The sequence below is a fragment of the Methanomassiliicoccales archaeon genome, from assembly GCA_036504055.1.
Classification (GTDB): domain Archaea; phylum Thermoplasmatota; class Thermoplasmata; order Methanomassiliicoccales; family UBA472; genus DASXVU01.
Genome location: DASXVU010000048.1, coordinates 1 through 25,049, shown reverse-complemented (window position 1 = coordinate 25,049; position 25,049 = coordinate 1). Strand labels below are relative to the sequence as shown.

The 25,049-nt window shown below is 54.7% G+C and carries 25 protein-coding genes; 17 read left to right on the top strand and 8 right to left on the bottom strand.

All coding sequences use genetic code 11. The annotated features are described in order from the left end of the window. Window positions 1-50: 50 nt before the first annotated feature. On the top strand, window positions 51-1,556 hold the full coding sequence (locus VGK23_12335) for a hypothetical protein (protein ID HEY3421330.1): 1,506 nt from the start codon (window positions 51-53) through the stop codon (window positions 1,554-1,556). Window positions 1,557-1,639: 83 nt separating this feature from the next. On the opposite strand, the gene VGK23_12330 is transcribed toward VGK23_12335, so the two are convergent. After that, window positions 1,640-3,070: an ATP-binding protein gene (locus tag VGK23_12330; protein HEY3421329.1), complete on the bottom strand. Its 1,431-nt coding sequence runs from the start codon at window positions 3,068-3,070 to the stop codon at window positions 1,640-1,642. Between the two features lie 198 nt (window positions 3,071-3,268). Here VGK23_12330 and VGK23_12325 point away from each other — a divergent pair, with 198 nt between their 5' ends. Continuing rightward, window positions 3,269-4,072, top strand: a complete 804-nt coding sequence (locus VGK23_12325; protein ID HEY3421328.1) for an MBL fold metallo-hydrolase — start codon at window positions 3,269-3,271, stop codon at window positions 4,070-4,072. Window positions 4,073-4,098: 26 nt separating this feature from the next. Here the strand turns inward: VGK23_12325 and VGK23_12320 are convergent, their stop codons facing one another. The 4 genes from VGK23_12320 to VGK23_12305 are packed head-to-tail and all read right to left on the bottom strand — an operon-like array spanning window position 4,099 to window position 5,409. Next, window positions 4,099-4,482: a Rieske 2Fe-2S domain-containing protein gene (locus VGK23_12320; protein ID HEY3421327.1), complete on the bottom strand. Its 384-nt coding sequence runs from the start codon at window positions 4,480-4,482 to the stop codon at window positions 4,099-4,101. Then, on the bottom strand, window positions 4,479-4,820 hold the full coding sequence (locus tag VGK23_12315; GenBank protein ID HEY3421326.1) for a ferredoxin-thioredoxin reductase catalytic domain-containing protein: 342 nt from the start codon (window positions 4,818-4,820) through the stop codon (window positions 4,479-4,481). The genes VGK23_12320 and VGK23_12315 overlap by 4 nt, the downstream gene beginning before the upstream one ends. Before the next feature lie 5 nt (window positions 4,821-4,825). Beyond that, the gene (locus VGK23_12310) at window positions 4,826-5,089 is read right to left on the bottom strand and encodes a glutaredoxin family protein (GenBank protein HEY3421325.1); all 264 of its coding nucleotides are present in this window, start codon (window positions 5,087-5,089) and stop codon (window positions 4,826-4,828) included. A 2-nt stretch (window positions 5,090-5,091) separates the two neighbouring features. Further along, on the bottom strand, window positions 5,092-5,409 hold the full coding sequence (locus VGK23_12305; protein HEY3421324.1) for a Rieske (2Fe-2S) protein: 318 nt from the start codon (window positions 5,407-5,409) through the stop codon (window positions 5,092-5,094). Between the two features lie 202 nt (window positions 5,410-5,611). Here VGK23_12305 and VGK23_12300 point away from each other — a divergent pair, with 202 nt between their 5' ends. The 7 genes from VGK23_12300 (at window position 5,612) to cooS (ending at window position 14,720) form a co-directional block, all read left to right on the top strand. Beyond that, complete coding sequence (locus VGK23_12300; protein ID HEY3421323.1) at window positions 5,612-6,571, top strand: ABC transporter substrate-binding protein; 960 nt, start codon at window positions 5,612-5,614, stop codon at window positions 6,569-6,571. Between the two features lie 4 nt (window positions 6,572-6,575). Further along, window positions 6,576-7,310 (top strand): ABC transporter ATP-binding protein, encoded by a 735-nt coding sequence (locus VGK23_12295; protein ID HEY3421322.1) that lies wholly within the window; start codon window positions 6,576-6,578, stop codon window positions 7,308-7,310. Further along, on the top strand, window positions 7,307-8,941 hold the full coding sequence (locus VGK23_12290; GenBank protein ID HEY3421321.1) for a UbiA-like polyprenyltransferase: 1,635 nt from the start codon (window positions 7,307-7,309) through the stop codon (window positions 8,939-8,941). The genes VGK23_12295 and VGK23_12290 overlap by 4 nt, the downstream gene beginning before the upstream one ends. A 43-nt stretch (window positions 8,942-8,984) precedes the next feature. Further along, window positions 8,985-9,695, top strand: coding sequence for a ubiquinone/menaquinone biosynthesis methyltransferase (locus VGK23_12285; protein ID HEY3421320.1), 711 nt, complete (start codon window positions 8,985-8,987; stop codon window positions 9,693-9,695). Continuing rightward, window positions 9,692-11,503, top strand: a complete 1,812-nt coding sequence (locus VGK23_12280) for a menaquinone biosynthesis decarboxylase (GenBank protein HEY3421319.1) — start codon at window positions 9,692-9,694, stop codon at window positions 11,501-11,503. Before VGK23_12285 ends, VGK23_12280 begins: the two co-directional genes overlap by 4 nt. Window positions 11,504-11,729: 226 nt before the next feature. Next, window positions 11,730-12,578 carry a hypothetical protein gene (locus tag VGK23_12275; protein ID HEY3421318.1) on the top strand — a complete coding sequence of 283 codons (849 nt, stop codon included), beginning with the start codon at window positions 11,730-11,732 and terminating at the stop codon, window positions 12,576-12,578. Window positions 12,579-12,812: 234 nt separating this feature from the next. After that, window positions 12,813-14,720 (top strand): anaerobic carbon-monoxide dehydrogenase catalytic subunit, encoded by a 1,908-nt coding sequence (cooS, locus tag VGK23_12270; GenBank protein HEY3421317.1) that lies wholly within the window; start codon window positions 12,813-12,815, stop codon window positions 14,718-14,720. A 101-nt stretch (window positions 14,721-14,821) separates the two neighbouring features. Here cooS and VGK23_12265 read toward each other — a convergent pair whose 3' ends face one another. Beyond that, entirely contained in the window at window positions 14,822-16,765 is a 1,944-nt protein-coding gene (locus VGK23_12265) for a PAS domain S-box protein (protein ID HEY3421316.1), read from the bottom strand. A 259-nt stretch (window positions 16,766-17,024) separates the two neighbouring features. Between VGK23_12265 and VGK23_12260 the strand changes: the two genes are divergently transcribed. Next, window positions 17,025-17,672 carry a flavodoxin family protein gene (locus tag VGK23_12260; GenBank protein ID HEY3421315.1) on the top strand — a complete coding sequence of 216 codons (648 nt, stop codon included), beginning with the start codon at window positions 17,025-17,027 and terminating at the stop codon, window positions 17,670-17,672. A 5-nt stretch (window positions 17,673-17,677) separates the two neighbouring features. Here the strand turns inward: VGK23_12260 and VGK23_12255 are convergent, their stop codons facing one another. Then, on the bottom strand, window positions 17,678-18,421 hold the full coding sequence (locus tag VGK23_12255; protein ID HEY3421314.1) for a PadR family transcriptional regulator: 744 nt from the start codon (window positions 18,419-18,421) through the stop codon (window positions 17,678-17,680). A 71-nt stretch (window positions 18,422-18,492) separates the two neighbouring features. Between VGK23_12255 and VGK23_12250 the strand changes: the two genes are divergently transcribed. The 4 genes from VGK23_12250 (at window position 18,493) to VGK23_12235 (ending at window position 21,412) form a co-directional block, all read left to right on the top strand. Continuing rightward, window positions 18,493-19,416 (top strand): TRC40/GET3/ArsA family transport-energizing ATPase, encoded by a 924-nt coding sequence (locus VGK23_12250; protein ID HEY3421313.1) that lies wholly within the window; start codon window positions 18,493-18,495, stop codon window positions 19,414-19,416. Then, window positions 19,417-19,785, top strand: coding sequence for a hypothetical protein (locus VGK23_12245; GenBank protein HEY3421312.1), 369 nt, complete (start codon window positions 19,417-19,419; stop codon window positions 19,783-19,785). Next, window positions 19,782-20,360 carry a flavin reductase family protein gene (locus tag VGK23_12240; protein ID HEY3421311.1) on the top strand — a complete coding sequence of 193 codons (579 nt, stop codon included), beginning with the start codon at window positions 19,782-19,784 and terminating at the stop codon, window positions 20,358-20,360. The genes VGK23_12245 and VGK23_12240 overlap by 4 nt, the downstream gene beginning before the upstream one ends. Window positions 20,361-20,551: 191 nt before the next feature. Next, the gene (locus VGK23_12235; GenBank protein HEY3421310.1) at window positions 20,552-21,412 is read left to right on the top strand and encodes a pirin family protein; all 861 of its coding nucleotides are present in this window, start codon (window positions 20,552-20,554) and stop codon (window positions 21,410-21,412) included. A gap of 122 nt (window positions 21,413-21,534) precedes the next feature. Here VGK23_12235 and VGK23_12230 read toward each other — a convergent pair whose 3' ends face one another. Then, window positions 21,535-22,269, bottom strand: a complete 735-nt coding sequence (locus tag VGK23_12230) for an antibiotic biosynthesis monooxygenase (protein HEY3421309.1) — start codon at window positions 22,267-22,269, stop codon at window positions 21,535-21,537. 151 nt (window positions 22,270-22,420) lie between these two features. On the opposite strand from VGK23_12230, the gene VGK23_12225 reads away from it, so the two are divergent. From VGK23_12225 to VGK23_12215, 3 genes are all read left to right on the top strand, one after another. Beyond that, window positions 22,421-23,065 carry a peroxiredoxin gene (locus VGK23_12225; GenBank protein HEY3421308.1) on the top strand — a complete coding sequence of 215 codons (645 nt, stop codon included), beginning with the start codon at window positions 22,421-22,423 and terminating at the stop codon, window positions 23,063-23,065. Window positions 23,066-23,111: 46 nt separating this feature from the next. Then, entirely contained in the window at window positions 23,112-24,503 is a 1,392-nt protein-coding gene (locus VGK23_12220; GenBank protein HEY3421307.1) for an NAD-dependent succinate-semialdehyde dehydrogenase, read from the top strand. 165 nt (window positions 24,504-24,668) lie between these two features. After that, window positions 24,669-24,944 carry a DUF5661 family protein gene (locus VGK23_12215; GenBank protein HEY3421306.1) on the top strand — a complete coding sequence of 92 codons (276 nt, stop codon included), beginning with the start codon at window positions 24,669-24,671 and terminating at the stop codon, window positions 24,942-24,944. Window positions 24,945-25,049: the final 105 nt, after the last annotated feature.

The window sequence follows — 25,049 nt, the reverse complement described above, 5'->3', positions numbered from 1 at the left end:
CCGATTAAATATTCAAAATCTCACTAAATGGTCATAGAGTGATATCTTTGATGTTCAACCGATCACACGGCAAATTGACCGTAATGGTGGCTTTCACACTGATCGCGGCGATGATGTTGTCGATGGTGCCGGTCACCACCTCAGCGGCGTCCACCACAGAGGACACGCATTTGACGACCGAAGCGGGACCGACCGGGATCCTCGGCGGTGGGGACCACTTCTTCGTAAGGTTTGGGTCCGATGCAGCCTTTGGAGTGGTCTGGGGAACACAGGATAACCCCAACGACATCTATGTGGTTTCCATTGTGGCCCGATATCTGGGAGAGGCTCAGGTGTACAATCGGCAGAACGAGCTGATACAGGCCAACCACACCATCAAGGTGTACACCATGTATGCCGTGAAGCTCGACAACCTGATCGAGTACAATGACTCGAACCAGGATGGCATGCTCCAGTATCATCGCGGATACGACATGATGGCGGAGATAATGGGCAGCAATTACACCTCATCGGAGACTATGTACAAGATGGTGAACCTGATGACCGCCTGGAAGAGCACGGCGGTCACCAACACCTCCGCTGGTGACTCGACCGTCTTCTCCTTCAGTTTGTCGGCCACCGACCAGTCCTACACGTATCTCGGCCCTCAAGCAAACCAGAACGTCGGCGACAACGTGCTAAACGACCTTAACCTGACATTCCGTCTGTCAGCCACGAACACGCACGTAGGCAACGCCACCATACCGCGGTACAAGCTGACGGTCGCTTCTGGCCCCTTCGGCAATCGGATGCTGTATAACATCCAGCAGCTGGACTCTAAGTATGTGAGCGAGGACGTCGTCTCCTACAACGCAAAGTGGGACAAGACCATCCAGGGATGGGATGTCGACCCCAACAACACGAACCCGGCGATCCTGCTGGAGTTCGAAAGCCTGGTGGGCAATTACATTCCCCTGACGGCAGCGTCCATCCTGGAGGCAAGGGAATATCAGAAGATCATCGACGATCTCGGTGAAGACGGGAGCGCCAGTGTCCAAACATCCAACGGGAGCGAGAGGCTGGACAACAAGGTGGGTGATATGAAGGGACCTATGGACCTGTCGACCCCCAGAATGACCTTCGGCGGGGATAAGACCCAGATCGGTACCTTCGAATGGGTCACCAATGTCACCGTGGACGGCCAGGCTGCCCATGCGCATTCCCAGGTGATCGCTGGATATCCGACCATGGTGCGGGGCTGGAACGGTGAGATATTCACCGGTTTCGTCCTGGTGGGGGGCATCACCTATCCCGGCGGAAGCCTGATAGTGCAGGACCCCTCGGTGTCCTCGCAGGCCACCCTGAACATCGGCGCGGCAGCCTCCTTGGACGGCTCGGCCTCGGGCAACATCCCCCACCTGTTCCAATTGGGACTGCTGATGGTCGGAGCGGTTATCGTGATCGGCGTTGTCCTTGCCGCGATCATGATCAGGAAGAGGCCGAAACTTCCTCAACAAGGTTACGAGATGCCTGGTCCGACCCAGAGCGACTGGAGCAAGTATTACGAGAAGAAGTGATCCGGCTCCCTCTGAAACCCTTTATCCTTTTCATAAAGGCCATCGGGAAATCGCATGGCCGAATTTCCAGGATGCCGTAGCGATCAGGTTCTTACGGAAACGGGAATGGTGAAGATGAAGGTGGTCCCCTTGTTCGGCTCGGATTCGAACCATATCCTGCCACCGTGCCTTTCCACTATCTTCTTGGATATTGCCAGCCCCATCCCGTTGCCCGGATATTCATCGCGAGTATGCAATCTCCGGAACATCTGGAATATCCTTTCCGAATGCTCCGGGGAAATACCGATCCCGTTATCTTTGATGGATATCCTCCAGTCCTTTCCTTCTGCCTGCGAGGACACCTGCACCTGGGGCACATTCCCGTTCTGGAACTTGAGGGCGTTTGACATGAGGTTCTGGAACAGCTGGATCAGTTGCCTGCGGTCTCCCAACACCTGAGGAAGAACATCGTGGGACAGGACGGTCCCGGAATCCCTTATCGAGACCTCGAGGTTTGTGGTGGCTATCTGGAACACCTCCTCCAGGTCGACCTGCTCAAACGGCGTGGTGCTACGGTCGATGCGGGAATATGTCAGCAGCCCGTCCACCAGGTCGTTCATCCTTTGGGCTCCGTCCACCGCGAACCCGATATACTCATTCGCTTCCTCGTCAAGCCTGTCCTTGTACCGTTTCTCCAGCAGCGACAGGTAGCTTGAGACCATGCGCAACGGCTCCTTCAGGTCATGAGATGCCACGTATGCGAACTGCTCGAGTTCCTTATTGGAACGTGACAGTTCCTTGGCCCGCATCTCCAGTTCAGCCTCGGCGTAATGCTTCTCCACGATCACCCCGATCAGCTGCGCCGATGTCCGGATACGGCTCTTGGCCGATTCCACCATGAACAGCGGCCTCGACCTGTAGGCGTGTGCCGCTTTGATGAGCTGCTCTCCGTCCAGATGCTTCTGGTCGGCTATCTGCAGTAGGACCTGACGGTCCTGGGGGGGATCCCCATATCCGATGTTGATCGAACCGATGACGTCACCCCCGGCTTTGATCGGGACGGCATATATGTGGAGACCGCCGGGACATGGCCGGTCCACCGGACCGTTCGCCTCCTCCGCCAGTTTCGTGGATTCGCTCCAATTGCGATGATGGCATAGAAGGCCGCCTTCTTCCATATCATTTCCCTCGTCCTCGTTCCTGCAGGCGTTGTCCAGGTATCGGCACCAACCAGACGAGAATATGCCCATGGAGCATGTGCCGTCCTTCTCATAGACCGCCGCCGAGGTGCCAAGCAGGTTCAGTGTGTCAAGGATGATCCCTTCCAGTACATCCTTCCCCACCGCATCTGCGATCAGATGGGAATTCCTTTCCTCTTTTGCCCCGAGCCCGGCCGATCCGTCAGCGACCACCTTGCTGTCGCTTTCATCGAATGCTTTGGTCAGCATCCATTCGATCCGATGCAGTTCAAGTTCCGACCGCCCCTGCGTACCTTCTTCGTTTTCGTGGGCGGGGATCTCCCTATTGCTTTCCATCACGTTACTCCGACCTTGGATCCCGTTGGTTCGACCTGCTCAACGGAGCTCGCTCTCAGGAAGTATCTAGGATAGTGCTATTTGCCATTTGCTGACATTTGCCCGGACCTGACGGCATTCTGGAACGAAGAATCGTTGGGGTTTTCATCCCCCTCCAGTTCAAAGGTTTAAATATTCCGGGCTAAACTAATTTCCAATATGACCACTTCGAGAAAAGAGCTGAGGGTGTTCACAGCATCTCAGGAAGCATTGTGGATAAACTCGACCCTTATTTGCGGAGAGCGCGACGCCATCCTCATCGATGCCCAATTCACTCTTCCCGATGCCAGAAAACTTGTCACGATGATCCGGGAAAGTGGCAGGGAGCTGAGGACAGTATACATCACCCACCATCATCCAGACCATTATTTTGGCCTTCAGGAGATCGTTCAGGCATTTCCCGATGCCCAGATCCTTGCCCAGCCCACGACAGTAGAGAGCATCAGGAAGACCTGGAAGGGGAAGGTCGAGCAGTGGGCGCCGGTATATGGTAACAACATCACCACCTCCCCGGTCATCCCGACCCCGATGACTGGGATGATCCTCGAACTTGAGGGGGAGATGTTCCCCATATACATGAACGCTCAGGGAGATGACCGCGGCAACTCTTATGTGTGGATACCTTCGCTCAAGGCGGTCATCTGCGGGGACATCGTCTACAACGGAGTATATCCCTGGACCGCCGATACATCGCCGGCGGAAAGGAAAGAATGGCTAAGGTCTCTTGAAAAGATCGAATCTCTTAGGCCAGCAACGGTAGTGGCGGGCCATAAGGATCCAACCAGGACCGACGACCCTTCCTGCATCCAGTTCATGAAGGATTACCTGAACTACTACGATGCGGCGGTAATCACTTCCCGGACCGCTGATGAATTGAAGGCCGCGATAAAGAAGAGGTTCACCGGGCTCGGCCTGGACATCATTCTGAACATCTCAGCGGGGGTCGCCTTCCCGTCCAAATAGAGAGGCCGCCGGCCTTCGATCGGGACTCATGCTTCAACGAATATCTCGTCCCCTTCCACAGTTACAGGGAACGACTTGAGGTCCATCGTCTTCACCTTGTCGATCAGCCTGGCAAGGTATCCCGGTACGGCATATGGGCCATCGATCTTCGGCGGTGACCGATTCAGAGGGATCGAGCTGTGGATCGCCTCGCCCGTGACCGCCGAGAATTGCGCGCCGTGCATCGGGCACGTTAGGACATAACCGTTCAGGGTCCCCATCTCCAACGGCGCGCTCATGTGACCGCACCGCCTTTCCAACGCGTGATAGGTCCCGTTCACATTGCAGAGCACCATCTCTTTGCCATTTGCCTGGACGGACATCATGCCACCGGGCAGGATATCACCCACCAAAGCCACCTTGGACCTCAAATCTTACCCCCTAGGGCCACTTCGAGGGGTATCTGGCGCAACTTGCTGGGATCTTCAACGTCCTTATGCACGAACAAACCACACCAGCACCGCTTCATGGCATCGAAATGGGCCTTATGGTGCGGAATGCAAGGGCAGACGATCAGCATATCCTTTTTGCGGTCCCTGGTGCGGCCCTGACAGGGGCAATAAGGGATGCTGGTCTGATGCATAAGCATGACCTCTGCATCGAGCAGGTCAGAGACGATCTCTTTGTCCGGCGAGAACTTGTATCCCATGGCATCAACGACCGGTGTGAACTGGTCGATCAATGCCCTCTTTCTCATTTCATCGTTCATCTGATTCACTTGCTCTTGAGGTTCAGGAGCTCCTCGTACCTTTCCGGATTCCAACCGATCACTACGTTACCGTCTATTACAACGTAAGGGAACGCTATCCCTCCCTTGCTGTATTTGCGCATCTCCTCCTCTATCTGCTCCTGCTCCTTCTCATCCTGAAGATCATAATCGATGTAGTCGAATTTTATCCCATGTTCCTGGAAGAACTTCTTTGTCTTCTTGCACCACGGACAATAACTTAGCGTGTATCCTGTAACCTTGTGCTCCATGATCAATCACCTCTTACCTTGATCGCTATCTTGCCGGAATCGATCCTCCATTCATAGGATCCAAGAACAACACCAGTGTCCTGGGGCACCATGCTTCCTGTCCGGATGTCGAACTGCCAGTCGTGGCATGGACAGGTCAAAGTGTATCCATCTATGGAACCACCTCCCAAGGTGCAACCCATGTGGGGGCACTTGTTCGCGAGGGCGTATATCCGTCCGTAACGCTTCATCAGTAATATCGGTAGCCCTTTGGCGGTGACGACAGTGCCGCCGTTCTCATCCAGAACCTTCTCATCCAAGACTGGTATCCATTCTTCCATGACCTATGCACCCATAGAACGTTCGATTCCAGACCGCAATCTATGTCAATCCCCGGTATAATATTTTATTTGCCGTCGTGTCCAGTGGAAATATCTGCGTGGTCATGTTGGATCAAGGATATGTTCCATAGTCGACGGTGGACCGATTAAGGGAAATGTAATAAACGGAGTTCGCATTGGCAGGCATCGTCGGAGCATCACTATGGCAAGCCTTCGTGTCAAGTTGCTAGCGGTCGGATTGGTCATAATAGTCATTGCTGCTGCTGCCTTCATAGTCACATCACCCAATGGACAGACGACCGATAAGATCAAGATCGGGGTCCTCCCAGTGATCGACACGCTCCCGTTGTACGCTGCCCAGGAAAGGGGGCTGTTCGAACAGGCAGGTTTGAACGTCGAACTGGTCCAGTTCGGGAGTGCTCTGGAGAGGGATTCGGCAATGACAGCTGGCTCCATCGACGGCTATTTCGGGGACATGGTCAATACCATTCTGCTAAAATCATCCGGTCAGGATGTCAAGGTCATTACCATCGACTACCATTCGAATCCACAGGCACGTATGTTCGGTCTGCTTGCATCGCCTGACAACAACATTTCCGACATCAACGCCACGGTCGGGATGGAGGTGGCGACATCCTCTGGTACCGTCACAGAATATGTTCTTGACGACATTCTCGCCGAGAAGAACATGACCGGCAAGATCGGCAAATTCGAATTGAAGGCCATCCCGATGCGGTACCAGTCACTTGTACAGAACAATGTGGACCTCGCGATCCTGCCTGAGCCCTATGCTACGCAGGCAATATTGGCGGGAGCCCATCTGGTCGCCGATGACAGGACGATCAACATTACCGCCACCGTCATCGGCATGAAAGCGGGATTCATAACCGATCACATCGAGGATGTGAAGAAACTGCTCACGGTCTATAACAGTACCGTCCAATCGGTCAACCAAGACCCGACCAGATACTATGATGTCTTGGAGAAGGATATCGGCTTCCCAAAGGCGCTCGAGGGCAACTTCACATTCCCCGTGCTGAGCAGCACTTCGCTCCCGACCTTGCAGGAATTCCAGAAGGTCTATGATTGGATAGCGGGCAAAGTCATCCTCCAGAATGCCGTGGTCTATGATACGATAGTGGCCCGGGAGCTTTACCCGTGAGAGCATGATCAACGTTGAGCATCTGTCCAAGTCATTTGAGGGAGGTTTTCAGGTCATCGACGATCTCACCTTCTCGGTCGAACAGGGCAGGTCCTTGGCAATAATTGGGCCTTCTGGCTGTGGGAAGACCACTCTGCTCTACATTCTGGCTGGCCTGACAAGGAGGTCGACCGGCATCGTTACCGTGAACGGCAGACCGGTGGAGGGCCCGTCAACCGAGGTCTCTTTCATCCTCCAGGATTTTGGCCTTCTTCCGTGGAAGACGGTCATGGAGAACGTATGCCTGGGCATGAAACTGCGGGGAACCCTTAAAGAAGAGAGGGAGAGAAGGGCGGACCGCCTGATAGGGGAACTTGGCCTGGAAGTACACCATGAACACTACCCCGCAAGGCTCAGCGGGGGAGAACGGCAGAGGGTCGCCATCGGACGAGCGCTTGCCACGGAGCCGAAACTGCTCCTGATGGACGAGCCCTTCTCGTCGTTGGACACCCTCACCAGAGAGAGAATGCAGGAGATGCTATTGGACATCAGGGAGAGGAACGGCCTGACCATGGTGGTGGTCACCCACAGCATCGAGGAGGCGGCCTTCCTGGGTGACTCGATACTTGTCCTCGGCGGCCGCCCATGCACGATCAGGGCCATTATAGATAACCCGGGGGCTGGATCACCAGGGCACCGCGGGACCGATGCCTATTTCTCCACCTGTAAGGCGGTAAGAAAGGTGGTGGAGGGAATATGAACCGGCAGAGGGCGTTCGGTTACCTGCTCTCCCTGGCGGTGGGCCTGATGGTCTGGGCGATCGTCTCGCTTCTGGTATCGTCACCCATACTCCCAAGCCCGGAGACCACCTTCGAAGCGTTCATCGACACCGCTCAGACCGCAGTGTTCTGGTCCAATTTCGGTATCAGTGCATATCGGGTCGTCGTGGCCATCGCTCTCGCCTGGTGCCTGGCGTTCCCGCTTGGCATCTTCATCGGCTATAGTCAGAAGATGGACCGTTACTTCAGCCCGTTGATATTCCTGACCTATCCGATCCCCAAGATGGTGTTCCTGCCGGTGCTGTTCGTGTTCTTCGGTATTGGCGATATTACCAAGATACTTCTGATCATGCTGATCGTGTTCTTCCAGATACTGGTGGCGACCAAGGAAGGAGTGAGCGCGATCGACCGCAAGTATATCGATTCGATGAGGTCCATGAACGCCACGAACAAGGACATTCTCCGGGAAGCGATCATTCCGGCGGCCCTCCCCAGCAGTTTCACGTCCCTGCGGATCGTGACCGGTACGGCCATATCCGTCCTCTTCTTCGCCGAGGCCTTCGCTGGCTCGACCGGTCTCGGATACATGATCTATAACGCATGGGGATATCTGCAGTATACCCAGATATTCGTAGGCATCATCGCCATGAGCATACTGGGTCTCGTCCTCTACGAAGCTTTCACCTATATGGAACGGAGGCTCTGCCGGTGGAAAGAGGTCCCAGAAGTGACTGAAGAGACGGAAGACGACCGGTCCGTCCTGACGAAGATCTCTTCCTATGCGCAGATGATAAAACTGAGCCACAGCGTGTTCGCGGTCCCCTTCGGATTGGCGGCGCTCGTTTTGCTGGCCAAGGACAATCCGATCACCTTCGCCATGATATTCTGGGTGGTCCTGGCGATCATCGGGGCAAGGTCTGCGGCCATGGGCTTCAACCGGGTCGTGGATGCGAAGATCGATGCCAAGAACCCCAGGACCAAGATGCGGCATATCCCGTCCGGCATGCTGACGATGCGGGAGGGACTGATATTTGTCATAGTGTCGGCCGCTGTGTTCGTCGTATCCGCCGCCATGCTCTCGCCATTGTGCTTCTGGCTGTCCTTCCCGGTGCTTGGGGTGGTCATGGGATATTCGTATTCGAAGCGGTTCACGGCCGCTAGCCATATCATCCTGGGGATCTCGATCGGCCTGATGCCGCTGGGGGCCAGCGTGGCGGTCACCGGTTCTATTCCCCCGGGCATACTGGTGCTCGGACTGGCACTGACAACGTACATCGCCGGTTTCGACATCCTGTATTCGTGCTTGGACATCGAATTCGACAGGCAGGAAGGGCTTTGGTCCATGCCATCCCGTTACGGCGTGATGAACGCGCTGATGATCTCGTCGGTCTTGCATGTGGTCAGCTTCGTCTCGCTCGCCTCATTGTTCTGGATGTACGCTCTGGGAACGGTCTACCTGATCGGACTGGCGGCGATCGGGGTGATGTTCGTGGTGGAGCACCTGCTGGTACGTCCGGCCGATCTCTCCAAGGTTAACGTCGCGTTCTTCAATGTCAACGCCGTGATCTCGATCATGGTGTTCGCCTCGGTCCTCCTGGGGGTTCTTGTCTGATCGTACCTGTATGGAGAATTAACGCTTTTGGGGTGTGAAGGATTTGGAACTGGATAAGAACCCGGAAAGGATCGAAGGACTGTTCGATGACATCACCCCCACCTACGACCGCCTGAACCACCTGATGTCCATGTCGATCGACCGGATCTGGAGGGGACAAGCCCTGGATTGCCTCGAGCTCAAGGACGGGGAGCTGGTCCTGGACATCGCCACCGGGACCGGGGACATGGCCATACAGGCCCTTACTCGGGCGGACTGCTCCATGGTGGGCATCGACCTCTCGCGCAACATGCTTGAGATCGCGGTCAGTAAATGGGAGAGGAAGAGGCTTGGCTCGGCGTTCCCGGCCATACAGGGCAATGCACTGTTGATGCCGTTCAGGGAGGGGACGTTCGACAAGGCCATGGTGGCCTTCGGGATCCGGAACGTCCCGGATGTTGGGGGTTTCCTGGAAGAGGTCAATCGGGTATTGAGGACCGGAGGACGTTTCGCCGTGCTCGAGCTCTCCGTTCCGGTCTGTCGGATCACCCGGCCGCTGTACCTCACCTATCTCACGCAGATACTGCCGCTGATCGGTAGCATGCAATCTGGAGACCTCGCCGCCTACCGTTACCTGAGCGACTCCATCCTCACTTTCCCAACGCCGGTAGAGCTGGAGAAGACCATGGTCTCCAAGGGATTCAAGGTCATCCGCTCGATCTCCCAGACCCAGGGCATCTGCCACCTTTACATTCTGGAGAAGGAGGGAAAATGATGCACTACAGCAGCCTTGCCGATTTCATATCTCGGTTGGAGAGGGAAGGGGAGCTGTTCCGCGTGAAGGGAGAGGTGTCGCCACTTCTGGAGATAACCGAAGTGACCGACCGCATGTCCAAAAGTCCGAACGGAGGGAAAGCTCTTTTGTTCGAAAAGGTGACCGGTTCATCGTTCCCGGTCCTGACCAACGCCTTTGGGTCAGAACGGCGGATGGCGATGTCGCTGGGCTGTGACAGCCTTGACGAGCTGGAGAAGAAGATCGGTGGATTGCTGGACACTGCGCCGCCTGAGGGCTTGATGGGAAAGCTGGGCATGCTGCCCGAGCTCCTTTCCCTCTCCAAAGCGTTCCCACGTACCGTAAAAAGCTCCCGGGCCCCTTGCCAAGAAGTTGTGGTTACAGGAGATTATGTTGATCTCTCTGAATTACCGGTCCTGCAATGTTGGCCCCAGGATGGGGGACGGTTCATCACGCTGCCGGTCGTATTCACCAAGGATGTCGAAGGACGCCACAGAAATGCCGGAATGTACCGCATGCAGGTCTTCGACAGGAATACGACCGGCATGCACTGGCACATCCATAAGGACGGCCGTCACAATTTCAACGGCTATAAGAAGCTGGGCAAAAGGATGCCTGTGGCAGTTGCCATCGGAACCGATCCTTCGATCACATATGCAGCGACGGCACCGATGCCTCAGGGAATTGACGAGATGATACTGGCCGGGTTCATCCGCGGGTCCCCTGTGGAGATGGTCAAATGCAGGACGATCGACATGGAGGTCCCAGCGGAATCGGAGTTCGTCCTGGAAGGTTATGTCGATCCCGAGGAAAAGCGAGTGGAAGGGCCGTTCGGCGACCATACTGGGTACTATTCGCTCCAGGGAGACTACCCGGTATTCCATGTCACGGCGATAACCCATCGTAGGAACGCTGTTTACAGCGCCACGGTGGTGGGGAGGCCACCCATGGAGGACTGCTATATGGCTAAGGCCACTGAAAGGGTGTTCCTTCCTCCATTGATGAAGATCCTGCCCGAGATCATTGACTACTGGATGCCCTGGGAAGGTGTTTTCCATAATATCGTCGTGGTGGCCATTCAGAAGGAGTATCCCATGCAGGCCCGCAAGGTCATGAGCGCCTTGTGGGGCAACAACCAGATGAGCTTCGCCAAGATGATCGTGGTGGTCGATGATCCGAGACTGCTCAAAGACCCGCCAATGCTTCTGCAGAAGATCCAGGATAACCTGGACCTGTCCCACGACCTTGTCATGACCGAGGGCGTCCTGGACGTTCTGGACCATTCGGCCCCCAACCCCCTGTTCGGAGGCAAACTGGGCATTGACGCTACCGATAGGGTCGATGGGGAGCCCTCAAGGACCACAATGACCGGCAGCCGGTTGAGCGAAGAGGATGTCCAGTTTGCGATCCTGGGGCTGAAGTCCCCGGTGACGTCCAGATCGGTCGGCCTCGACACCAGGAATCCGGTCGTGCTGATAGGCATGAAAAAGGGGACAGAGAGCTCGAAACAGCTCAAGGATCATATCAGGACCGTGGCATCATCGCTCGGATTAACACTGGTCCTGTATGATGACATTGACCTCGGTGATGACTCCTTGGTCCTTTGGAAGGCGTTCAACAATGTCGACCCCCTGCGGGACATCGAGCTGGCGGGAAGCGGGGCGGTCATCGATGCCACAAAGAAAGGATCGGCGGACGGATACCTGCGCGAGTGGCCGGATGAGATCGAGATGTCAAAGGATGTCAAGAACCGCATAGAGCAGAGGAAGAAGGAGTTCGGTCTAGGATAAGAATTGGACCCTGGCTTCCGAAAAATGCTTCCCGTTCTTCTCAGTTTGGGTTGAGGATCCGGCTCATTAGCGACGTTCCGTTTCTATTTGTTACCGCCGACCTTTGACGCGGAGATATGACTTATCGCGGACATCGGTGGGCTAGGTGCATAACTTGGTCTCGACAAAAATAGAATCTGATGAAAAATCCACCGAACATCTACTCCCATGGTATGTAAATGGAACCGTGGCGATAATCTGCGCCATCGTCCTGATCGCCATCGCCGTCCTTGGACCTCTATTCCTTGGAGATATACACTACCGGACATCCCAATCGGCGATCTGGCAGAACGAGGGGAATGACATCGTCAATCTGGTGTTGATCGCGCCGCTGCTGCTGATCGGAGGGACTCTGGAACTTGCCCGCAAGAGCTCATCCAAGTACTTCCTCATACTGACCCCGATCACTCTCATGTACACCGGCATCTCCGTCGGTGTGGGCCAGGAGTGGAGCAACCCGAACATCACCGGCAACTTCGAGCAATACGCCTGGCTGTTCCTGATCCTGGTGATCGGCGGGCTGTTCCTGCTGCTTGGCAACCTGTCGAAGTTCACCCCGGCAGATGCCCCCGAGTTCAAACCGAGAACCCTAAAGGCGTATGTCGGATTCCTTTCGCTGTTCCTGTTCATATTCGCAATGATGTGGGTCATGGAGATCTCCCAGGTCATGTCCACCGGGGACACGGCGACCGGCTCATACTCAGGAGCCCCTACAAGCTTCTGGATGGTACGATTCCTGGACCTGGGGATATCCATACCGATCGGATACCTGGCGATCATTCTGATGCTCTCCAAGCCGAAGAAGGCCTATCCAGTGGTGCTACTGTTCTTTGGGTTCTTCATCACCATGGGAACAGCGGTCAACGCCATGGCATTGGTCGAGGTCTTGAACAACGACCCAGCGATAGGCGGAGCGAACGCCGCCGGACTGATCATATTCCCGATCCTTGGCGTCCTGGCCTATGCCAGCCTGCTGTTCCTGCTGAAGGACAAGATCGCCGCTCTTAGGGATCGGAGGGCCACGACGGTCGTCTAGGACAGAAGGTCGCTCAACGAACTCCCAGGAGTTCCCTCTTCATTTTCTACCACCACGAACCCTGCCGCCGTCATGCTGTTCTAGTTGCATCTGGCGGTTTCCCTTAACAATCGCCACTCTGGCCAACCGAGGGACGAACCAAACCAATATATGCCATCGGGTGTGTTGAAACGACAAGTCATCATACCGATTGGTGAAATTCTCATGGATAATGATCTGCCCGAAATTGAATCAGTGGAGTGCCTGAAGGTCCCGATCAAGAAGTTCAAGCCCGACGAGATCGAGGAGAAGGTCAAGGAACGGGCATTGGATAGGTCGACACAGGATGTCCTGCGTAAGACGATGAAGGAAGGGACCGACACCGTCTGGGACAGGTTCGAAAGGCAACAGCCGCAGTGCAAGTTCTGCACCGAAGGGATATCCTGCCAGCGGTGTGCCATGGGCCCTTGCCGGCTAATGGGCGGGGACCGTACCAGAGGAGTCTGCGGTGCCGATGCCGACCTGATGGTGGCCAGAAACCTTCTTGATACGATGGCGACCGGGGCTGCCTCCCATTCGGATCACGGACGAGAGGTCGTAGAGACGCTGCTGAAGACCGCCAGAGGGAAAGCCCCCGGTTATATGGTCAAGGATGAGGAGAAGCTGAAACTGCTTGCGGCCGAGTACGGATTGCCCGAATCGGACACCATAAACCAGAAGGCAGAGAAGCTGGCCTTGGCCATGCTTGAAGAGTTCGGGACCATCAAGGGGGAGATGCAGATGCCGAAGAGGGCACCGCAGGCATGCGTCGACATGTGGAAGGCGGCGGGCATTCTGCCGAGAAGCATAGACCGGGAAGTTGTCGAGGCGATGCACCGGGTCCATATGGGGGTCGGCGCTGACTATTCAGGATTCCTGCTGCAGGGAATGCGGGCCTCCATGGCCGATGGCTGGGGCGGCTCGATGATGGGCACGGAGATCTCGGACGTTCTGTTCGGAACCCCGAGCATAAAGAGTTCTAAGGTCAACTTGGGAGTGCTAAAGCATGACCAGGTGAACATATCCCTGCATGGACACAATCCGATCCTCTCGGAAATGATCGTCAATGTGGCGAACCTGCCGGAAATGATCTCCCGGGCAAAGGGCGTAGGGGCCAGCGGGATCAATCTGGTGGGATTGTGCTGCACCGGCAATGAGCTGCTGATGCGTAAAGGCATACCTCAGGCGGGCAACCATCTGGACCAGGAACTGGTGATAACCACCGGTGCGCTGGAGGCCATGGTCGTCGACTATCAATGCATATTCCCGACACTGGCGAACACCTCCTCCTGTTACCACACGATGTTGTTCACGACATCGCCGAAGGCCGTCATTCAGGGCAGCTATTACGTAGAGATCACACCGGAGAACGCATTCGAGCAATCAAAGAAGATCGTCGCCGCTGCCATCGACAACTATCCCAACCGGGTGAAGGAACGGGTGTTGATTCCAGACGCCCCGGTCGATGCCATGGTAGGATTCTCGGTGGAATCGATCAGGAAGGCACTGGGAGGAAGCCTCAAGCCTCTGCTGGACGCGGTGGCATCGGGCAAGATCAGAGGCTGCGCGGGGATCGTCGGCTGCAACAATCCCCGGATCAAGCATGACTATGGGCACGTCACATTGGCCAAGGAACTCATCAAACGGGACATCCTGTGCGTCGAGACAGGCTGTTCGTCCATCGCCTGCGCCAAGGCGGGACTGCTGCAGCCGAGGTCCATCGACCAGGCCGGAAAGGGCCTGCAGGAGGTCTGCGGTTCCCTTGGGATACCACCGGTCCTGCACATGGGATCCTGCGTCGACAACAGCCGGATCCTGGCTCTGGTCGCGGAACTGGCAAGAACGGCTGGAGTGCGGATCGATCAACTGCCGGTGGTAGGGGCGGCTCCAGAATGGTATTCTCCGAAGGCGGTTGCGATCGGCAGCTATTTCGTGGGCAGCGGGGTCAGCGTATGTCTCGGGGTGATGCCGCACATCGGTGGGAGCCACAACGTGATCAAGACCCTGACCGAGGACCTCGATGGACTGGTCCACGCCAAGTTCTGGGTGGAACCGAGCCCGTTGAACGCGGCAGCGCTGATGTCTGACCACATCGAGATGAAGAGGAAGGCGCTGGGGATGTGAAGAATCCAAGCATAAACGAGGGAGGGTCAGCGAACCCTCCGGTCATCATCCGGCCAATATATGAGGTCATTTCCACAAAAATAAATCCATCGGGTGAGCGTTCACTTTGAAGCGTTCCGCCGCCATCCGCCTGCCGGTACAATGATCTCGAACCGTGCCCCGTGTCCGGGTTGACCGCATTCCCTTATCGTGATGCCGGTTATCGCCAGCACCTCACGGATCAGGAACAGTCCGAGGCCGGTGTTCTTGCCGTGGCCTTTGATGAAGATAAGGTCCTTGTCCTCGGCGGCGATCCCAACGCCGTTATCCTCATAGATTATCTTCATGAGATCACCGGACTGCTCGATGCTCATCTTGACCCGGTTCACATGCTCTCCGTGCCGCATGGAGTTGTCGATGAGGTTGTATGGCACCTTCATCGCTAGCGGGTCTATGAGGATCTCCAATCCTCCGGTCCTTTCATCCAGTGCCACCCCTTTCAGGTGCAGCTGGACGAAGGCCTCGGAGGTCTGCTTGCCTATCGACACCCAAGAGGGCGTTTGACTGCCGATATCCTGATAATCCTTGGTGAAAGCGATCTGTTGCTGCACGTTCTGGGCCGCACGCGACATCTTCTCCAGATAGGCAACCAGTTCCGGGTCCTTGTCCCTCATCTTGAACAGGGCCATGTATCCGGTCAGGACCTGCATCTGGTTCAGGATATCGTGTCTGGTGATGCTGTTCAGCATTCCCAATTTGAGACTGGCCCGCCGGAGCGCTTCCTCCACCTGCTTACGTTCAGTGATGTCCTGGACGCTGGTTCGGAAACCAAGCGACCGTCCGTTTGAATCCAGGATCGGACGCCAGGAGATGGAGATCCAGAACTTTGAGCCGTTCTTGCGCAGCGCCCTTACCTCCAGATTGTCCCCCGACCCGCCATTGATCGCCTCCCGTATCTTCTCCAAAGCCTTTGCCCGGTCCTCTTCGGCTATGGCCATGGACAGGAAATCCTGGGCGGCGATGAACTCTTCTGGGGTATACCCTGTCAGGGCGATCGAATAGGTGTTCATCCACAATAGTGTGCCCTTTTGGTCGAACCATGCCTCCCAGCTCGCCGCATAGTTGGCGATGGCCTTGAACTTCTCCTCGCTGGCCCTCAGGGCGTCCTCGGCCTTCCTGCGGATTGTGACATCCGTGATTATTACGGTGAACTGCATCGGAGCGTTCCGGTACACGGAGACCTCGTAGTGCCGGCCCAGCGCATGGGAGTAGCTCTCGAAATGGTCTGGAATGCCGGTCAAGGCCACCTTCCCATATCGTTCGATCCATATCGGCTCGATCTCCTTGAGGGCTTCCTTAACGGTCTTTCCGATGACCTCTGACCTATTCAATCCGGTCATTCTCTCGAATGTCTCGTTTATCTCCAGGAAGCGATAGTCGATAGGGGTTCCCGCCTCGTCGCACAGGATCTCGTGGACCGCCGCACCGTTTATCATCCCCTCGAACAGGCTGCGATACCTCAGTTCGGTTCCACGAAGCTCCTTCTCGGCCTCCTCTCTGGCCATGTTCCCCGCCGTGATCTCCTCCAGCTGCTTGGTCATTTCCAGCTTGGCCGAGGCCAGTTCTTTGTTTGCCTTGAGCAGCTTTCGGTTCCGCTGTTCCACCTCCTTGTCTGCCTGGCGTTTGCGGACGACCGTGCGTATACGATGCTCCAGCTCTACATACATCGGAGCAGGCATCCCACCCTTTTGCAGATATGAATCGGCCCCGTTGTTCAACGCCTCTATGACCACCTCTTCACGCCCCCTGCCTGTAAAGAGGATGAATGGTACCTGGTCCCCTGACGCCCTTAACGACTTCAAGAATTGGAGACCGTCCTCCATGGGCATCTGATAGTCAGAGACTATGGCGTCATATTTCTGGTCCAACAATGCCTCCCTGGCCTTGGCCACTGAGGTCACGCTGTCCACCATTATTTCGCCCGACCTCTCCAGGAACTCCTTTGATAAGAAACCCAGGTCTGGTTCATCATCGACCGCCAGGACCCGGATCCGAGAAGAAGTCATCTAATGAAGTCTGACAATAGTGTCTGTATTTATGGACTCGCACCAGAGTATCAGGCAATGTGACCGATGCATATGCCATCGATAGTATGTTATGCCGCCCTCCCAATCTTCATCCGACAGAACATCTTGATGGCGAGATCATACAGCTACCTCTTTCTCAAGAATTTCTTTGTACAATCTGGGACCACCTGGGTAATTTTGAAGTATCATCAGGTGAGTGATATGACGGCGTACATCGAGATCGATGAGGGTTGTGGAAATGAAGGTTCTGGCGATAAACGGGAGCCCCCGTAAGAATGGCAACACTGCAATGCTCCTTGAGAAGGCTCTTGAGGGAGCGCGTGCTGAAGGCGCGGAGACAGAGATCATTCACCTATATGATCTGGACTTCAAGGGATGCATCAGCTGCTTCGCATGCAAGAGGATAGGGGGCAGGAGCTACGGAAGATGTGCCGTAAAGGACGGCCTGACATCGCTTCTGGAAAAAATACCGGCCGTCGATGCGGTAATATTCGGATCCCCGATCTATCTTGGGAACGTTACCGGAGAGATGAAATCGTTCCTTGAGCGCCTGATATTCCCATATCTGGTCTATGACAAGGAACGCACGATGCTATTCCCCAAGAAGCGAAGGAACGGCTGGATATATACGATGAACATCCCAGAGTCCTCGCTGAAGGATTCCGGATATGAGCAGCTGTTCTTGAACACCAACAGGTTGATGACCTGGGCCTTAGGTCCATCGGAAACCCTGATCGTCACGGACACATACCAGTTCGATGATTATTCGAAATACGTCAACTCGATGTTCGATCCTGAGCTCAAGGCCAAAAGACGCAAGGATGTCTTCCCCGAGGATTGCGCGAAGGCCTTCCAGATGGGCTCAAGATTGGCCAAAGGTGAATGACCGGGTCAACGAGCCAGACCATAGAGCAGACCGGATTTTGAGATGACCGAGGCCTCATTGAAGCCGGCCTCTAGGATCATGGCCTCCAGCTCCCCGACGCTCACACCTGGTTGTTTGGATATCTTCCTGATGTCCTCGAAGAATATCCTGGCGAAAAGGTTGTCGGTCCTCTCGATCTCGACGACCAGGACCTGTCCGCCCTTCCTTAGTCTGGGTCGGAGCGAGGCAAAATATTTCGTAAGGTCGCCTTCTTTCCTTCCCATAAGACAGCCCACACCGGTGAAGGTGAGTATGACATCATATTGATCCGAGATCTTGTCGGCGTCCGAAGCATATGTCAGGTCAGCTCCGTTGACAAACGCCCTAAGATCCACGAGATCCAAGGTGGACAGGACCTTCTGATGCCTCTGGATATCGATCATGTCTTTGGCGTCGCGCAGGATCGTTTCCGCATAGAGAGAAGTATCACAACAGAACATCTTGGCAGAGCTGGTCATGCTGTCATGGAGGTGTTTCTTGCCCTGGACCGTGAGATCATAGATCTTCTTCCTCACCGCCCCCGAGGCCTCGAGACGGAAATCGATCATGCCCTTTCTCTTCAACTCCTCCAGGGCCGGATAGATCGTTCCAGGACTCTTGATCCTCAGCTCGGTCATCAGTTCCTTGCCGCAGAGCGACCTCTCCCTCAAGAGCATCATTATCCTTTCTTGGAGCGGGCCAGAGATTGTGGGCGTTGATGGGCGGTCCATGATCACCGATATCGGATACCAACACCAAGGGTTATAACAGTATCGGTAAATCCGATATCGTGGTGACCGATATGGTTAGCATGACAATGACGGAATTGGCCAGGAGCAGGAAATACCTGTTCTTCGGAGGCAAAGGTGGAGTTGGAAAGACGACCATGGCTGCAGCAACAGCAGTTTGGCTGGCCGACCATGGATATAGGACGCTCGTGATCGCCACCGATCCAACGGTAAGCCTGCCCGAAGCTTTCGGACAGGGCATCGATGAGGTCGAACCGACCAAGATCAAGGGCATCGACCGACTATACGCTCTGAACATCGACCCAAAGAAGGCGCCTGGGGTCTTCCAGAAGCGGCTTGAGGGGATGACCGAAGGGATCAGCGGGACGTTCGGCAAGGATACTCTGAGCACTCCGTGCGCAGAGGAGATGGCCGCGTTCGACCAGTTCGTCGGATATCTGCAAAATGATTCCCACGATCGGATCGTCTTCGACACGGCGCCGACGGGACATACCCTGCGCGAGCTATCCATGCCATTCGATTGGTCGACCTACATGGCGGACCAGATAAGGGACCGGAAGGAGCTGGCATCCTCGCTCGGCTGGGGCGATCCTGAGGAAACGCTGACATTGCTGAAAGGAGAGAAGGAACGGTATGATGGGGCGGTACGCAGCCTTTCCGACAGCACGATGACCGCTTTCAACATGGTCCTGCTTGCCGAACGTCTACCGGTCGAGGAGACGGCCAGGGCGGTCAAGGATCTCTCGGGCTTCGGGATCGACATCCCGTCCCTGATCATCAACCAGGTCATTCCTCGCGATTCCCTTGAAGGCAACCGGTTCTTGACGAAGCGGAGGAACAATCAGGAAAGGTACCTCGAGGAGATAGCCGATCGGTTCAAAGGGAAGGTGTTGAAACAAATACCTCTCCTGGAATCGGACATTCATGGTCTGGAGATGCTGAGACAGGTCGGACTCCAACTATATGGAGGCGATTGAATGAGGATATCGATACTCACGTTCTCCTGCTGCAATCCGGCGATGCGGTCGGAGGACCAGCGATATCTCGAAAAGGTCCGTGAGGCCCTTGTCAAAGCGAAGATCGAAGCGCAGGTCGGTATCGTCGTCGCCAGCGAGGCCGCCTCCGTCCTTAGCCCGGAGACGGCCGGGAAGGTGCGGCATCTATTCGACAGATATGGGTTGGCCATGATGCCGGCGATGTTGATAGACGATGAGCTGGTCCTCTACGGCGGCGTGCCGACCATGGATAAGATATCGGAGGTCCTCGAAACGTTTGGAGGAGCTCAGGGCCATATGGGTTCCGGCACGGAGAAAGAAACGAAGACGGGAAACGGGGTGAGGAAGTGAAGAGGTCATTGGGGGCGGAGGCGCTGCTCTTCCCCACCCCTGCTCTGGTGATCGGAAGCTACGACCAGGAAGGAAAAGCGAACGTAATGACGGCTGCCTGGTGCGGTATCTGTTGCTCTGAGCCGCCCTGCGTTTCGGTATCGCTCAGGAAGGCCACCTACTCCTATGGGAATATCATGGACAGTGGGGCGTTCAAGGTGAACGTCCCTTCCGAGGATATGGTCAAGGATGTGGACTTCTTCGCTCTGACCTCGGGCAGGAACGTAGACAAGTTCGCGGTCACTGGTCTTACGCCGGTCCGCTCGGAGCTCGTCAACGCGCCCTACGTCGAGGAATGCCCACTGGTCCTCGAGTGCGAATTGGTCCAAACCATCGAGCTGGGGCTGCATACTCAGTTCGTGGGAGAGATCAAGGACGTGAAGGTGACGGTAGAACTGGAGTCAGGTCCGGATGAAGGGCTGATCGGCCTTATCAGGCCGCTTATCTATGCGCATGACGACCATTGCTACTATGCGGTCGGAAGGAAAGTGGCGAAGGTGGGGGTCGGTCTTGCGGTCGGAAGGCATCTGATATAACGTGAACTGACCATCCAAAAGAAAAGCATTGACATTGAACCCGACCGCTTGAGGATACGCTCAAGCCCCTTTTTCCAAAGGGAAGCGTGACACCGGCATTCAGATCCAAACCTGAGAAGACCCTTATAAGATCGGTCAACCCCCGTTTTCTCTAGAAAAAACTATATTCCGCAATCTCGAAGGATACGAACATGAGCACTTACAAACAGATCGCCAAGATGCGCCATGGCAATCACACCATGGACGGCGCAGGGGTGAAACTGACCAGGATGTTCAGCAACAATGAGGTGACGGATATGGACCCCTTCCTACTGCTTGATCTCTTTGGTTCCAACCGGGCCGAGGACTACATCGCGGGTTTCCCTCTCCACCCTCATCGCGGTATCGAGACTGTCACATACATGCTCGATGGGTATGTCGACCATAAGGACACCATCGGCAACAAGGGAACCATCGGACCGGGAGACGTACAGTGGATGACCGCCGGGAGCGGGATCATGCATGAGGAGATGCCCCGCCCGACGAGCGGATGGATGAGGGGACTTCAGCTATGGGTGAACCTTCCTAAGGCCAAGAAGATGATCCCGCCGAAATACCGGGGCTTAACCAAGGACCAGATACCGATGGTTGACCTGGGGAACGGGTCGTCGGTGAAGGTCCTCGCCGGTAACTTCGATGGGACAATTGGGCCAGTAAAGGACCTTTCCGTGGAGATAGAGTATCTCGATGTACATCTGGGACCGGGAGAGAAGCTCGAGCATGAGGTGAAAAAAGGGATGAACACGTTCTCTGCGGTGTATGCTGGATCGGCGATCGTCGGTGACGTTAACGCAACAGAGGTTGCTTCTGAGAACGTGGTCGTGCTAGGGGAAGGCGATCTTGTCAAGGTGGTCGGAGGCGACCAGGGCTCGAAGCTTCTCCTGGTGTCCGGAAACCCTCTGCGAGAGCCGATCGCCTGGGGTGGTCCGATCGTGATGAATACCGAGGAGGAACTGGATCAGGCTTTCAAGGAGATACGAAATCATACGTTCATCAAGGATCCGAACCAATGACCTTGATGACTTCTTGATGCCTCCTAGGCTCTGCCATGAACTCCGGATACATACACTGCCAGGCGGAAAGCTGGGAAAATTATATGTTCATCAAGATTTGGGCTATTCGGGCCATCTGAGGTTCAATGGGACGCCTCGGGCATACTTTGATGGTCTGGATATAACCAGGGTCTGAGAATCCTTACCAGGACGGGCATGATCACCCAGGTGAGAAGGACAACTATGCCTATTGCGATGATGAGCGCCTGCAAAAGCCAATTCAGGCCCCCCATAAATGGATTGAACAGCCACGGTACCAGCATACTGGCAGGCCAGACGCCGGCGATGGTGACAATGGCCATCTTCCATGTGGGAGGAGGGACCATGGCCCGTTGACCTGGACCCACGAACCAGGTCTCCAGGCCGGAAAGGTGAGGATGTTTCGTCCCTCCCTCTACCAAGGACTCCTCCAATGCTTCCCACTGTTTGTAAATGGATGAGGAATAAAAGCGATCACGGCTGTCTTCATCCTTGAATCGTTGCAATATTCCGTATTCCCGCGATCCGCTCCCCTCAACGGGTCTCATGACGCTTATCCCAAGTTGACCACCGGTTCGAAGGGATCCGGCGATGAAATCATTCAGCGCAGCCTCGAATCTTCCTTCAGATCCAGGCTTGACCGTGCGGGATGTGAAAACAGCGACCGACTGATCAATCACATTTGGTGATGTCTGGTTATTCATGTTTACACCTATTGACAAGGTTCCATGTCTAATATTCTCCGCATCAGGGCTGAAGGATCTCCCCTTTTCGTCTTTTTCTCGATCCTTACAGGTGACCGATGGCAAGACCAAATGGGTTTTGTTGCGCCAGTACACGTTCTTTCAATTCAAAGTGTTGGCAGGCAAAAACAGCAAATAGGGGGCGTTGTGAGTCGACACTCATGAGTCATGAGATCTTGGATCATGTTGGAAACGTATCTGGCAAAGCCGATGGAATCACGAAGATGTTCAATCGGGGTGCTCTATTATGATCGAAGAGACGGTTCCGAGCTTTCCTGTGCTGGGAGAACCTGCCCCGGAATTCGAGGCTGAGACCACCCAGGGTCCGATGAAGCTCTCGGACCTAAAAGGGAAATGGGTGGTATTATTCTCACATCCCGCCGATTTCACCCCGGTCTGCACAACGGAATTCATGGCCTTTGCCGCGATCCACGAAGAACTCGAGGGGCTAAACGTCAAATTGATTGGGTTGTCAGTTGACAGCATTTCATCACACCTTGCATGGATAAGCAACATAAGGGAAAAGATGGGGGTCACGATCCCGTTCCCGGTCATTGCAGACCTGAATATGAAGGTTGCAAAGAAGTACGGCATGATCCATCAGGCGCAGAGCTCAACGGCCGCAGTAAGGTGCGTTTTCTTCATCGATGACAAGGGTATCATGCGGGCGATGATCTATTACCCTCTGCAGAATGGAAGGTTCATGCCGGAGATCATCAGGCTTGTAAAAGCGCTCCAAACGACCGACCAGTACAAGGTTTCGACACCGGCTAACTGGCAGCCAGGGGACAAAGTAGTGGTGGCCCCGCCAAAAACCGTGGCCGACATGGACAAACGCATGGCCGAAGGGTACGAGTGCAAAGACTGGTACCTTTGTTTCAAGAAGATCTGAGAATTCATGAAAAAAGGAGATCAAGTCGATAATTCGGAGGAATAATATGACATACGCAACAATAAATCCATACACCAACGAACTTGAAAAGAAGTATCCTGATGCAATGGATGCCGAGATCGAAGAAGCTATTGTCAGTGCCGATACCACATTTCGATCTTGGAGCAATACCTCTTTTGCGGTTCGTGCCGCCGTTATGAACAAGGCGGCTGCGATCATGCGAAAGTCGAAAAAGGATTTTGCGAAGCTCCTTACTATTGAAATGGGAAAGATAACGGCTGAGGCCGAGGCTGAGGTCGAGCTCTCGGCACAGATCTTTGAATATTATGCGAGGAATGCTGAAAGATTGCTACTTCCAGAGAAGCTGCCCGTGGCCGATCCCTCCGAAGGTGAGGTAACCGTGGTCCACGAGCCGCTGGGGGTATTGCTAGCGATCGAACCATGGAACTTCCCATATTACCAGGTAGCCCGCATCATCGCACCGCAGCTTTCTGCCGGTAACACGATACTTTTGAAGCATGCCTCCAACGTTCCACAAAGCGCCGCTATGTTCGAAACACTGATGCGTGAGGCAGGTTTACCTGAAGGTGGGTTCAAGAACCTGTATGCGACCCGTCCACAGATCGAAAAAATATTGGCCGACCCACGAGTTCGGGGGGTCGCATTTACTGGCGGTGAAGAGGCAGGAACCGTTATTGCAACTCAAGCAGCTAAGGCACTTAAGAAATCTACCATGGAATTGGGAGGTGCCGATGCTTTTGTGGTGTTAGCCGATGCCGAATTGGAAAAAACGGTGAAATGGGCAGTGTTCGGACGTCATTGGAATGGGGGGCAGGTTTGCAGTTCCTCCAAGAGAATCATCATTGTCGATGAGATCTATGATGACTTTATGGAACAATATCGGATCGGAGTTGCCTCGCTACGAGCTGGCGATCCGTTCGATCCCGATACAAGTCTAGCACCGCTCTCATCGCAAAAGGCGGCCGAAGAATTGAGGGAAAAGGTCCGGCAAGCTGTGGCGCATGGTGCGAAGGCGTCTGAGGTTGGGCCGAAGGTCCCATCTAAGGGTGCGTTCGTCCAACCGACGATCCTGACCGATGTCCGACCGGACAATCCCGCATGCAGACTGGAATTCTTCGGTCCCGTATCGATGATCTTCCGCGCCAAGGACGAATCTGATGCTATTCGCATCGCCAATGATTCTCCTTTCGGTCTTGGTGGTTCGGTCTTTACGGCTGATGTCAAACATGGTGCTGAGGTAGCCGCCAAGCTATCGACCGGGATGGTCTTCGTTAACCACCCCACATTGGTGAAAGCAGACATTCCATTTGGTGGAATACGTCATTCCGGCTATGGTCGCGAATTGACTGGTCTTGGCATCAAGGAATTTGTCAACCACAAAGTTATCGGCATTTCCGATATAGATGCGGTCTTCTGACGCGTTGATCAATGGTTATTTAACGATGGCCGTTCGAACCAGTATTTCGAACGGCCTACCTTTTTAATATTTTGCAGGGAAAGATTATCGATATTAATACTGAGGTTCGGGCTTGAGGAAAATAACAAGTATCTATTCAGCTCGTTTCACTGGCAGGATATCAGCATGACAGAAAAGAAGCATTTTACGAAGAAGGATGCAAAGAGCATAGGAGAACAACTCGGGATCACTTGGAAGGAGTTCGACGTCGAACAGTTCCGGATGGGTTTGGACGTGGAATTGGAGCATGGAGCAATAAGCCCGCCCACAAATGTTACCGATGATGATCCCATCATGACGGGAAAAATCGCGTTGGCTCATCTAAACGAGTTCCCTGACTACTATACCCGATTATACCAGCTGGAGAATGAGGCAGACCAGTTCTGGAAAGGCAAGAGGTGATCTTTGGCCTCGATACCGATCTGGTCAGTATGTAACATATTTGGCCTTTCTCACTTTTCATACTAAAGGCAGAACGCAGAGCCAGCTTGAAATAACCCTTTAATT

Excerpts from the sequence above, each read along its gene's own strand:
- VGK23_12295 (HEY3421322.1), top strand. The coding sequence starts at position 6,576 with ATGATCAACGTTGAGCATCTGTCCAAGTCATTTGAGGGAGGTTTTCAG.
- VGK23_12215 (HEY3421306.1), top strand. The coding sequence starts at position 24,669 with ATGACAGAAAAGAAGCATTTTACGAAGAAGGATGCAAAGAGCATAGGA.
- VGK23_12280 (HEY3421319.1), top strand. The coding sequence starts at position 9,692 with ATGATGCACTACAGCAGCCTTGCCGATTTCATATCTCGGTTGGAGAGG.
- VGK23_12220 (HEY3421307.1), top strand. The coding sequence starts at position 23,112 with ATGACATACGCAACAATAAATCCATACACCAACGAACTTGAAAAGAAG.
- VGK23_12255 (HEY3421314.1), bottom strand. The coding sequence starts at position 18,421 with ATGGACCGCCCATCAACGCCCACAATCTCTGGCCCGCTCCAAGAAAGG.
- VGK23_12330 (HEY3421329.1), bottom strand. The coding sequence starts at position 3,070 with ATGGAAAGCAATAGGGAGATCCCCGCCCACGAAAACGAAGAAGGTACG.
- VGK23_12335 (HEY3421330.1), top strand. The coding sequence starts at position 51 with ATGTTCAACCGATCACACGGCAAATTGACCGTAATGGTGGCTTTCACA.
- VGK23_12290 (HEY3421321.1), top strand. The coding sequence starts at position 7,307 with ATGAACCGGCAGAGGGCGTTCGGTTACCTGCTCTCCCTGGCGGTGGGC.
- VGK23_12300 (HEY3421323.1), top strand. The coding sequence starts at position 5,612 with ATGGCAAGCCTTCGTGTCAAGTTGCTAGCGGTCGGATTGGTCATAATA.
- VGK23_12265 (HEY3421316.1), bottom strand. The coding sequence starts at position 16,765 with ATGACTTCTTCTCGGATCCGGGTCCTGGCGGTCGATGATGAACCAGAC.
- VGK23_12250 (HEY3421313.1), top strand. The coding sequence starts at position 18,493 with ATGGTTAGCATGACAATGACGGAATTGGCCAGGAGCAGGAAATACCTG.
- VGK23_12260 (HEY3421315.1), top strand. The coding sequence starts at position 17,025 with ATGAAGGTTCTGGCGATAAACGGGAGCCCCCGTAAGAATGGCAACACT.
- VGK23_12325 (HEY3421328.1), top strand. The coding sequence starts at position 3,269 with ATGACCACTTCGAGAAAAGAGCTGAGGGTGTTCACAGCATCTCAGGAA.
- VGK23_12225 (HEY3421308.1), top strand. The coding sequence starts at position 22,421 with ATGATCGAAGAGACGGTTCCGAGCTTTCCTGTGCTGGGAGAACCTGCC.
- VGK23_12305 (HEY3421324.1), bottom strand. The coding sequence starts at position 5,409 with ATGGAAGAATGGATACCAGTCTTGGATGAGAAGGTTCTGGATGAGAAC.
- VGK23_12310 (HEY3421325.1), bottom strand. The coding sequence starts at position 5,089 with ATGGAGCACAAGGTTACAGGATACACGCTAAGTTATTGTCCGTGGTGC.
- VGK23_12235 (HEY3421310.1), top strand. The coding sequence starts at position 20,552 with ATGAGCACTTACAAACAGATCGCCAAGATGCGCCATGGCAATCACACC.
- VGK23_12245 (HEY3421312.1), top strand. The coding sequence starts at position 19,417 with ATGAGGATATCGATACTCACGTTCTCCTGCTGCAATCCGGCGATGCGG.
- VGK23_12315 (HEY3421326.1), bottom strand. The coding sequence starts at position 4,820 with ATGAACGATGAAATGAGAAAGAGGGCATTGATCGACCAGTTCACACCG.